Here is a 10,292-nt window from a genome sequence, read left to right as displayed (position 1 = left end):
CTGGCTGGCCGTGCTGGCGGCGGGCGCGGTGACGGTGTTCGCCACGGCGGTGCGGCGGTGGCCCAGATGGCCCGGAAGGCTGCCGCCTCGCCGGCCAGCCAGCGTTCGATCTGCTCGGGTCGGGCGTCGGCGGGCATGCGGTGGGCCTCGCCCCGACGGACGTCGACCAGGACCGGCTCGGCGTGCGGGAGCACCGCGTCCATGTGCCGGGCCATCAGGTGCAGGGCGGCGAGCGTCGCCTCCTCGCTGGGCGGCGCCTCGTCGAAGTGCAGTCGGACGGCCTCGACGCGGCCGTCGGCGTGGCGTACGCCGAACTGGGGGTTGACCTTGACGGGCAGGTCACCGAGCATCGCGAGCGCGTCGCGGGTCTGGGCGAGGTCGACCTCCCTCGGTTCGCCGAGGGAGCGCAGCCAGGCCGTCGCGCCGGGGACGAGGGCCTGGTAGAGCGGTCGCCAGCGGGGCTTGACCACGTCGACCACCTGGTCGAGGTGGGTGCCGCCGGTGTGGAAGGCGATGTCGGCCTTGAGCGCCTTGACGAACTGGCCGTGCGGGTTGAAGCCGGAGCGGCTGGCCCGCTGCTTGCGCAGGCCCCCGACGAAGGTGGCCTTCGTCGGGCCGGTGCGGTCGACGTAGCGGGTGAAGCCGAGCAGGGTGGCGTAGGGGGTGGGTGGGGCGGAGGCGGGCGTGGTCACGGGCGTCCTCCCAGGTCAGGACCTCGATTAGTACACACATTCTAATCGACGGGTGTGACAACTCCCAGGGTTTCTCGGGGGGCGTTCGTGCCCGGCCGCGCGTAGGGCCGGGCCGGGCTGCGGCACCCCGTGGAGGTCCCCGCGGCGCGGCGACGGGGACGCCCGGACGGGGCGGAGGACGCTTCCGCGTGGCGGACGGCGCGGGACGCTTCCGCGTGGCGGACGGCGCGGGAGCTCGTTCAGGGCGTCCGGGCCGTCTCGGGGTGCCGTCGCCGGCGTGCGCGGTGCCGCGCCGGCGTATTGGCGAATTCCGTCCCACGCCCGTGCGGCGCGGCGGCGAACCGCCCTGAGAATGGCGGCGCTCTCGCCGGCGTTCGAGCCGGCCCGCCGATAAGGGTGGAGAGTTCTCGTTCCCCGGTCGCGTCCGAGGCCGCGGAACTCCTGGTGGGCCGGCGGTGCCGCCGTGAGCGGCGCGTTCCGCGAAGGAATTTCCGCCACCGCAAACGACGAAGGGAAAGGAGAACCCTCTCCTTTCCCTTTTCAACATATAGCGCACCGGGGGGCTTGCGGCAAGACCCGGGTCGTGCCGCAGAATCACCGGCCGAGGCCAGGACCGGCGGAAATGGACCTCGCGAAATGCGCGTGCCGGCGTCGTGGATCGCGCGGGAACGCCGGCCCACTGGTGGCACTCGCGGTGCGGCCGAGGGCGCTCGGCGCAACGGCGCGGGTGCGCGCGCCGCCGCGCGAGGAGTACGCGCGGCGACTGCCCGGCGTCGGCGTGCCGGGCACGCACGCGCCAGCGCCGAGCCAGGACTGAGAACAAGATCGGAGCCGAGGCCGTGAACCCACCGACCACCAGCGCGTTCGACCTTCCCGAGCGCCTCTCCGCCAAGGCCGACCCGTCGCTGATCGCCGGCGACGAGCAGCACTTCGCGGCCATCGCGGAGAGCCTCGAACGGTTGACCACCGACCTGTCCGACCGCCTCGACGCCGAGCGCAGGGCGCCCGGCGGCAAGGGCCGGCAGGCGGTGGACCGGGACACGGAGATCCGTCGGCTGACCGCCCGCCTGCGCACCCTGCGTCGCTTCGGCGTGGACCTGTGCCTCGGACACATGGTCGGCGCGGACGACCCCGAGCCCGTGTACGTCGGACGACGTGGCCTCACGGACGGCGCGGGTCGTCGGCTGCTGCTCGACTGGCGCTCGCCCGCGGCCGAGCCCTTCTTCGGCGCGACCCACGCCAACCCGATGGGTCTAGCCAGCCGCCGCAGGTACCGCTGGACCCGCGGCCGGATCACCGACTACTGGGACGAGGTGTTCACCCCGGACGGGTTCACCGGGCACGCCGCCTCGCTCGACGACCAGTCCGCCTTCATCGCCAGCCTGGGCGGCAGCCGGTCGACCCGGATGCGGGACGTGCTCGGCACCATCCAGGCCGACCAGGACGCCATCATCCGCGCGGGGTCCCGCGGCGCTCTCGTCGTCGACGGCGGTCCGGGTACGGGGAAGACCGTCGTCGCCCTGCACCGCACCGCCTACCTCCTCTACGCCGACCCTCGCCTCGGTCACCGCCGGGGCGGCGTGCTGTTCGTCGGTCCCCACCAGCCCTACCTGAGCTACGTCGCCGACGTCCTGCCCAGCCTCGGCGAGGAGGAGGTGCAGACCTGCACCCTGCGGGACCTCGTGCCCGAGGGCGCCGCGGCGACCGTCGAGACCGACCCGGACGTGGCCCTCCTGAAGTCGTCCGCGGACCTGGTGCGGGCGATCGAGGCGGCCGTCAGGTTCTACGAGGAGCCGCCGGCCAAGGGCATGACGGTCACGACCGACGAGTCCGACATCTGGCTGAGCGCCGACGACTGGGCCGAGGCGTTCGAGGCGCCGGGGCCCGGCACCCCGCACAACGAGGCGCGCGACGAGGTCTGGGCGGAACTGCTGACCATCCTGACGGAGAAGTACGACGGCGACGAGCCGGACGACCTGGTCCGCAGGTCGCTGCCGCGCAACACGGAGCTGCGCACGGCCTTCAACCGCGCCTGGCCGCTGCTCGACGCGCCCACCCTCGTCGCGGACCTGTGGTCGGTGCCCGCCTACCTGCGCAGGTGCGCTCCGTGGCTCGGCCCCGACGAGGTCCGGAAGCTGCAGCGCGACGACGCCCGCGCCTGGACGGTGTCCGACCTGCCGCTGCTGGACGCGGCTCGGCAGCGGCTCGGCGACCCGGAGGCGTCCGGGCGTCGGCGCCGGCATGACGCCTTCGTCGCCACCGAACGCGCGCGCCTGGCCACGGTCGTCGACGAACTGATCCAGGCCGACGCCTACGACGACGGTGAAGGGCTGCTGACGATGCTGCACCAGCAGGACCTGCGGGACGCCCTGGTCGACGAGGCCGCACTGCCCGACGTCGACCCGGACCTGCTCGCCGGCCCGTTCGCGCACATCGTCGTGGACGAGGCCCAGGAACTGACCGACGCGGAGTGGCAGATGTTGCTGCTCCGCTGCCCGTCCCGGAGCTTCACCATCGTGGGGGACCGCGCCCAGGCCAGGAACGGGTTCACCGAGTCGTGGCGGGAACGGCTCGAGCGGATCGGGCTCGACCGGATCGACCTGGCCTCCCTGAGCGTCAACTACCGGACGCCGGAAGAGATCATGGCCGAGGCCGAGCCGGTCATCCGGGCCGCGCTCCCGGACGCCAACGTGCCGACCTCCATCCGCGGCAGCGGCGTTCCCGTCGTACGCGGAACCGCTGCTGACCTCGGCTCGATCCTCGACACCTGGCTCGCCGCGCACGCCGACGGGATCGCCTGCGTCATCGGCGACCCCACCTTCGAGCCGACGTCCCGCGTCCGGTCGCTGACCCCGGAGCTGTCGAAGGGGCTCGAGTTCGACCTGGTCGTCCTCGTCGACCCGGAGGCGTTCGGCGAGGGACTCCAGGGGGCGGTCGACCGCTACGTCGCGATGACCCGGGCGACCCGGCAACTCGTCATCCTCACCGCCTCCTGACGGCGCGACCCTGCCCGGGGCGGGCGCCGGGACGCCCAGCGTCGGCGGTGTCACACCTCCGGGCGGCCGGCATCGCGTCGTCGCAGGAGGAGCCCGACGGCGACGGCGCAGAGGCCGCCGAAGCACCCGAGCGCCGTCGCGACGACGTGCAACGCGGTGGTGAAGCCGTCGCCGGCGAGGTGCCCGCCGCTGAGGACGGCGAGGGCGGAGCCGACAACCGCGAGCGCGACGGTCTCGGTGACCAGCCGGCCGGTGTTGAACAGCCCGGCCACGGCGCCGGCCTGGCGGACGGGTGCGCTGGAGATGGCGAGTCCGTCGATCACGCCTGTGGTGGCGCCGACACCGGCCCCGATCAGCAGCAGCGGCAACAGGAGGGACCGGGGCGTGCTGTCGGGGCCGATGGTGGTGAGGGCGAAGACGCCCACCGCGCTGAGGGCGATCGCCCCGACCGACAGCAGGCGGGGCGAGCGCCGCGCGACCGCCGCCCCGACCGGGGGCAGGACGACCGAGGGCAGGGTGAGCATGAGCATCCAGAGCCCGGCCCGCCCGGCGTCGAGGCCGGCGACGTCGATGAGGTAGGAGGGCAGGTAGACCAGGAGGGGGACGAGCAGCCCCATCATGGTCGCGGCGACCAGCGAGTACCCGACGAAGCGCCGGTCGCGCAGGAGGCCGAGGTCGAACATCGGGTCGGTGCCGCGCCTCTCGACCCGTACGAACCCGATCCCGCAGACCACGAGGGCCAGGAGCGCGGCGATCACCGACGGGTGCGCGGCGCCCAGGGCGGGTGTCTCGACGAAGGCCCAGATGAGGAGCGCGAGCGCGGCGGTGAACAGCGTGCCGCCGGCCCAGTCGATCCTCCTGCCGGCACCGGGCAGGGCGGGCAGGAAGGGGCACGACAGCAGCACGACTCCCGCCAGCGCGGCGGGGACCGCGAAGACGGCCCGCCACCCGAGCGCGTCCACGAGCAGGCCGGAGACGGTGGGCCCGAACGCGAGGCCGACGCCGAGGACCGCGCCGAGCGCGCCGAACACCCGGGCCCGGGCCGGCCCGGCGAAGGTCGCGGCGAGGATCGACTGACCGGTCGCCGTCGCCGCTGCCGCCCCGGTGCCGGCGAGGAGGCGGGCGAGGTTCAGCACCGTGGCGTCCCGGGCGAGCACGCACGCCACGCTGCCGGCGAAGAACACCGCGACCCCGGCGGCGAAGAGGCGGCGCTTGCCGAGCAGGTCGGCGAGCGAGCCGCCGAAGGCCAGGAACGCCGCGAAGCAGAGGTTGTAGCCGTTGACGACCCACTGCGCGGTCGTGAGCGACGTGTCGAGGTCGTGCTGGATGCCGGGCAGCGCGACGGACGCCCCGGTGATCGTCAGCGGAAACGACAGCGACGACAACAGCACCGCGGTCAGGGTGAGGCGCGCGTTCACCGCGACCACCGACCCGGGCCGGCGACGGTCGGGAGGAGACGAGGGCAGGGGGCGTCACAGGGAACGGGACAGGTGGATGTGGAACTGTGCACGAAGGGCTCCGGATGTCGCATGCGGAGCCGGGCAGCCCGGACGGCCACACCGGCGAAGGGTCGCTGATGCGGCGGAGCGGAAACGCAGAGCGTTCGGGAGTCTGGGGTTTCGCGCCGCCGCTACGGGCGGCGCACCCTGTCCGAGGCGGGCACGGGGTCAACCTAGTCCAGGGCGGTCCGCCCCGGCAACGCGATACCTCCCCGCGGGCACCGGAGCGCCGTGGCGGGTCGGCCGGAGCCGGCCCCGCCGCGGCCGTGGTGCTTAGAGCTGGCCGACCGAGGTGATCCGGACGACCGCCGCGCCCGCCTCGTCGGAGGCCGCGAGGTCGATCTCGGCGCTGATTCCCCAGTCGTGGTCGTCCTCGGGGTCGTCGAGGATCTGCCGGACCGCCCACCGTTCCCGGCCCTGCTCGATCATGAGCAGCGCCGGCCCGCGCGCGTCCGGGCCCACCCCGATCTCCCCGTACGCCTCGAAGTACGGCTCCAGGGCGTCGGCCCAGGCGTCCGCGTCCCAGCCCGACGCGGCGTCCAGCTCGCCGAGGTCGTACCAGCGGCGCAGGGCGGCCAGCTCGACCCGGCGGAACATGGCGTTGCGCACCAGCACCCGGAAGGCCCGGGCGTTGCGGGTGACCGCCGGGACGCGGTCGTCCAGGGCCTCGGCGGCCTCGGCGGCGTCGGTGGGGTTGCGCAGCCGCTCCCACTCGTCGATGAGGCTGGAGTCCACCTGCCGGACCAGCTCGCCGAGCCACTCGATGAGGTCGACCAGCTCCTCGGTCTTCGCGTCCTCGGGCACCGTCTGGCGCAGCGTCTTGTACGCGTCCGCGAGGTAGCGCAGCACGAGCCCCTCGGAGCGGGTCAGCCCGTAGAACTGCACGTACTCGGTGAAGGTCATCGCCCGCTCGTACATGTCGCGGACGACGGACTTGGGGGAGAGCTGGTGGTCGGCCACCCACGGGTGCCCCTGCCGGTACATCTCGTACGCCGAGTCCAGCAGCTCCGCGAGGGGCTTCGGGTGGGTCACGCCGTCGAGGAGTTCGAGGCGGGCCTCGTACTCGATGCCCTCGGCCTTCATCGCGGCGACCGCCTCGCCGCGGGCCTTGAACTGCTGCGCCGAGAGCACCTGGCGCGGGTCGTCCAGGATCGACTCGACCACCGAGAGCACGTCGAGGGCGTACGCGGGGGACTCGACGTCGAGCAGCTCGATCGTGGCCAGCGCCAGCGGGGAGAGCGGCTGGTTGAGGGCGAAGTCGAGCTGGAGGTCGACGGTGAGGCGGACCCGCCGCCCGGTCTCGTCGGGCTCGTCGAGCTGCTCGACGACCCCGCCCGCGCGCAGCGCCCGGTAGATGGCGATGGCGCGCCGGATGTGCCGGCGCTGGGCGGCGCGGTCCTCGTGGTTGTCGGTGAGCAGGTGCCGCATCGCGGCGAACGCGTCGCCGGGGCGCCCGATGACGTTGAGCAGCATCGAGTGGCTGACGTGGAAGCTGGAGGTGAGCGGCTCCGGCTCGGCCTCGACCAGGCGGTCGAAGGTGGGCCTCCCCCAACCGATCGACCCCTCCGGCGGCTTCTTGCGCACCACCTTGCGCCGCTTCTTCGGGTCGTCGCCGGCCTTGGCGAGCGCCTTCTCGTTGTCGATGACGTGCTCGGGGGCCTGCACGACCACCCGGCCGACGGTGTCGAACCCGGCCCGCCCGGCGCGGCCGGCGATCTGGTGGAACTCGCGGGCCTTGAGCAGCCGGGTGCGCACCCCGTCGTACTTGGACAGGCCGGTGAACAGCACGGTGCGGATCGGCACGTTGATCCCGACGCCGAGGGTGTCGGTGCCGCAGATGACCTTGAGCAGGCCGGCCTGGGCCAGCGTCTCGACCAGCCGGCGGTACTTGGGCAGCATCCCGGCGTGGTGCACGCCGATGCCGTGCCGGACCAGCCGGGAGAGGGTCTTGCCGAACCCGGAGGTGAACCGGAAGTTCCCGATCGCGGCGGCGATCAGGTCCTTCTCGGCGCGGGTGCAGACGTTGACGCTCATCAGGGCCTGGGCGCGTTCCAGGGCGGCGGCCTGGGTGAAGTGCACGACGTAGACGGGTGCCTGCTTCGTCTCCAGCAGCTCCTCGAGCGTCTCGTGCAGCGGCGTCATCGCGTACGAGAAGATCAGCGGGACCGGCCGCTCGGCGGAGCGGACGACGGCGGTGGGCCGGCCGGTGCGCCGGGCCAGGTCGTCGACGAAGCGGGTGGTGTCGCCCAGCGTGGCGGACATCAGGACGAACTGCGCCTGCGGCAGCTCGATCAGCGGCACCTGCCACGCCCAGCCCCGGTCGGGCTCGGCGTAGAAGTGGAACTCGTCCATGACCACCTGGCCGACGTCGGCGCGGTCGCCCTCGCGCAGCGCGAGGTTGGCCAGGATCTCGGCGGTGCAGCAGATGATCGGGGCGTCGGCGTTGACGCTGGCGTCGCCGGTCAGCATGCCGACGTTGTCGGCGCCGAAGACCTCGCAGAGGGCGAAGAACTTCTCCGACACCAGCGCCTTGATCGGGGCGGTGTAGAAGGTGGTCCGGTCGTCGGCCAGGGCCGCGAAGTGCGCCGCGATGGCGACCAGGCTCTTGCCGGACCCGGTCGGCGTGTTCATGATCACGTTGGCGCCGGAGACGATCTCGATGACCGCCTCCTCCTGGTGGGGATAGAGGTCGAGGCCGCGCTCCTTCGCCCAGCCGGCGAACGCGTCGAAGAGGGTGTCGGGGTCGGCGCTTGTCGGCAGCGCGGCGGTGAGCGTCATAGCGCGTCCATGGTGCCTGGATCATGCCCCCGAGCGCCAACCGGCCGGGCGGGAGAGGCGTGAGAGGGCCGCTCCGGCGCCGGAGCGGCCCCCGCTCTCACGACCGGCGGTGGATCAGGTCGAAGATCGGGCGGCCCGCCCGCAGGGCCCGGCGCTCGAACTTGGTGACCGGGCGGTGGGCGGGGCGGGGGGCGAAGCCGTCGTGCGCGTCGACGAGCCCGGGGTCGGCGGCCAGGGTCTGGCGCATCGCCTCGGCGTACTCGGCCCAGTCGGTGGCGCAGTGCAGGGTGCCGCCGGGCGCCAGCCGGGAGCGCAGCAGCGCGACGTGGGCCGGCTGGATGATCCGCCGCTTGTGGTGCCGGGACTTGGGCCAGGGATCGGGGAAGAAGACGTGCACGGCGTCCAGCGCCGCCTCCGGCAGGCCCGCGACGAGGTCGAGGGCGTCGCCCTGGGCCACCCGTACGTTGCGCAGGCCGTGCCGGTCCACCAGGTCCAGCAGGTTGGCGATCCCGGGCGTGTGCACCTCGACCGCCAGATAGTCCCGATCGGGGTCGGCGGCGGCCATCGCGGCCGTGGTGTCGCCCATCCCGGAACCGATCTCCAGCACCAGCGGGGCCCGGCGGCCGAACAGGCCGGCCAGGTCCACCGGCGTGCCGGGCCGTTCCGGCACAAGCAGGCCGTAGACCGGCCAGAGCCGGTCGAGGGCCTCGGTCTGGCGGCTGCTCATCCGGCCGCGGCGCGGATGGAAGGTCCGGATCGTCCGGGCGGCGGGCGCGGGGACGGCGGCGGGGGAGTCGGTGGAGGTCACAACGACCCGAGGGTACGCGACGATCGCGCCGAATCGGATGTGATGTTCGCCCGGGGATGAGAGGATCCATCCCGTACGGCAGACCGGGTGTCTGGTGTTGCCCGGCACTGCCCCAACGCGCCGGGAGGGGGCGTCGTGTCAGTGCACCGCGGCGGTGTGGCGCTGGCGATCGCGACCGTGGTCGTCGGTCCCCTGCTCGCGGCCGCGCCTGCCCCCGCCGCCCCGCCGTCCGGCGTCGCCCTGTCGTCCCCGCCGTCCGGCGTCGCTGCGCTGGCCCGGGCGGGCGCGCCCCAGCCGGGGCCGCCGGGGCCGAACGTCTTCGTCGAGGTCAGCCCGGGCACGGTCGAGCCCGGCTTCCTGGTGGGCATCCGGGCCAGCTGCCGGGACAACTCCGTCCCCGCCACCGTGGTCTCGGACGCCTTCGGCCGCGTGCAGGTGCAGCCGCAGGGCGGCACGCTGACCGCCGCCCCGATGGTGCGGGAGCGCACCCGACCCGGCAACTACCGGATCAAGCTGGAGTGCCGCGACGGCGAGACCGCCTCGACCATGCTCCAGGTCGTCAAGGCCGTGAAGCCCAGTCGCGGCCCGGCGACCGGGTTCGGCGGGGGCGCCGGCGGCTTCACCGGCGGGCTGCTGCTGCCGGGTGGCCTCGCGCTGACCGTGACCGGCATCGTGCTGGCGGTCCGGGCGGCACGCCGTCCGCGTACCGTCCGTGGCGCCGCCCGACGCTGAGCCGGTCATGGCCACCACGCCCGCCCCGAAGCCGGCCGCCGCGGCGGCCCGGGGTCCACGGCCGCCCGGACGCCGCCCCTGGTCCGTACCGTTGGCCGTGGTGCTGGTGCTGGCCGGGGTCTTCGCCACCGGCGCGGGCCTGGGGCGCACCGCCGGGCCGTTCGACTGGGCCGCCGGCTCCGGGCAGGACCGGCCGGCCCGCAGCGAGCGGGGGGCGCTGGCGGCCAGCCGGCCGGTGCGCCTGTCGATTCCCGCGATCAAGGTGTCCGCCCCGGTGGCTCCCGTGGGCCAGGCCCGGGACGGGTCGATCGCCGTGCCGCCGCTGGAACGGGCCGACGAGACCGGCTGGTACGACCGGGGCCCCACCCCGGGTGAGCCGGGCCCGTCGGTCATCGTCGGGCACGTGGACACCAAGCGTGGCCCGTCGGTCTTCTACGACCTGCACAAGCTGCGTCCGGGCGACACCGCCGAGGTGGCCCGGGCGGACGGCTCGGTCGTGGTGTTCCGGGTCGACTCCGTGGAGCACTTTCCCAAGGACCGGCTGCCGGCGGAGCGGGTCTACGGCGACGAGGGCCCCCCGGGCCTGCGCCTGATCACCTGCGGCGGCGACTGGCTCGGCGGCCGGACGGGCTACGCCGACAACATCATCGCCTTCGCCACCCTGCTCTCCTCCCGCAACCCCTGAGCGCAGGCTCCCACCCGGCCCGCCCACCCCGGCCAGGCCCGCCCCGTCGATCATGAGGTTGGCGGCAGCGCGAGAGATCGACTTCGCCGCCAACCCCATGAT

7 protein-coding genes are annotated in these 10,292 nt (G+C 74.0%); 3 read left to right on the top strand and 4 right to left on the bottom strand.

Translation table 11 applies throughout. The features are described 5' to 3' along the window. The coding region (locus ACSNN9_RS26025; RefSeq protein ID WP_436675835.1) for a hypothetical protein at nt 1–692 on the bottom strand (692 nt) is incomplete at its 3' end. 839 nt (nt 693–1,531) lie between these two features. Here ACSNN9_RS26025 and helR point away from each other — a divergent pair. Beyond that, nucleotides 1,532–3,688 carry an RNA polymerase recycling motor ATPase HelR gene (gene helR / locus ACSNN9_RS26020; RefSeq protein ID WP_436675833.1) on the top strand — a complete coding sequence of 719 codons (2,157 nt, stop codon included), beginning with the start codon at nt 1,532–1,534 and terminating at the stop codon, nt 3,686–3,688. A gap of 50 nt (nt 3,689–3,738) precedes the next feature. Here the strand turns inward: helR and ACSNN9_RS26015 are convergent, their stop codons facing one another. From ACSNN9_RS26015 to trmB, 3 genes are all read right to left on the bottom strand, one after another. Then, nucleotides 3,739–5,115, bottom strand: coding sequence for an MFS transporter (locus ACSNN9_RS26015; protein ID WP_436675832.1), 1,377 nt, complete (start codon nt 5,113–5,115; stop codon nt 3,739–3,741). Between the two features lie 345 nt (nt 5,116–5,460). Beyond that, nucleotides 5,461–7,965, bottom strand: a complete 2,505-nt coding sequence (locus tag ACSNN9_RS26010; RefSeq protein WP_436675831.1) for a DEAD/DEAH box helicase — start codon at nt 7,963–7,965, stop codon at nt 5,461–5,463. A 97-nt stretch (nt 7,966–8,062) separates the two neighbouring features. After that, nucleotides 8,063–8,692: a tRNA (guanosine(46)-N7)-methyltransferase TrmB gene (gene trmB / locus ACSNN9_RS26005; protein WP_436675838.1), complete on the bottom strand. Its 630-nt coding sequence runs from the start codon at nt 8,690–8,692 to the stop codon at nt 8,063–8,065. A gap of 222 nt (nt 8,693–8,914) precedes the next feature. Here trmB and ACSNN9_RS26000 point away from each other — a divergent pair, with 222 nt between their 5' ends. Beyond that, nucleotides 8,915–9,505, top strand: a complete 591-nt coding sequence (locus tag ACSNN9_RS26000; protein WP_436675836.1) for a hypothetical protein — start codon at nt 8,915–8,917, stop codon at nt 9,503–9,505. A 7-nt stretch (nt 9,506–9,512) separates the two neighbouring features. Further along, nucleotides 9,513–10,190 (top strand): class F sortase, encoded by a 678-nt coding sequence (locus ACSNN9_RS25995; RefSeq protein WP_436675830.1) that lies wholly within the window; start codon nt 9,513–9,515, stop codon nt 10,188–10,190. Nucleotides 10,191–10,292 lie beyond the last annotated feature (102 nt).

This window comes from Micromonospora sp. URMC 107 (genome assembly GCF_051386315.1).
GTDB lineage: Bacteria > Actinomycetota > Actinomycetes > Mycobacteriales > Micromonosporaceae > Micromonospora.
Note: the sequence above shows the minus strand (reverse complement) of the source record. Positions and strands in the feature narration are given on the sequence as shown.

What these genes read in the sequence shown, in the direction of transcription:
- trmB (WP_436675838.1), bottom strand. Translation starts at nt 8,692, where the DNA reads ATGAGCAGCCGCCAGACCGAGGCCCTCGACCGGCTCTGGCCGGTCTAC.
- ACSNN9_RS25995 (WP_436675830.1), top strand. Translation starts at nt 9,513, where the DNA reads ATGGCCACCACGCCCGCCCCGAAGCCGGCCGCCGCGGCGGCCCGGGGT.
- ACSNN9_RS26010 (WP_436675831.1), bottom strand. Translation starts at nt 7,965, where the DNA reads ATGACGCTCACCGCCGCGCTGCCGACAAGCGCCGACCCCGACACCCTC.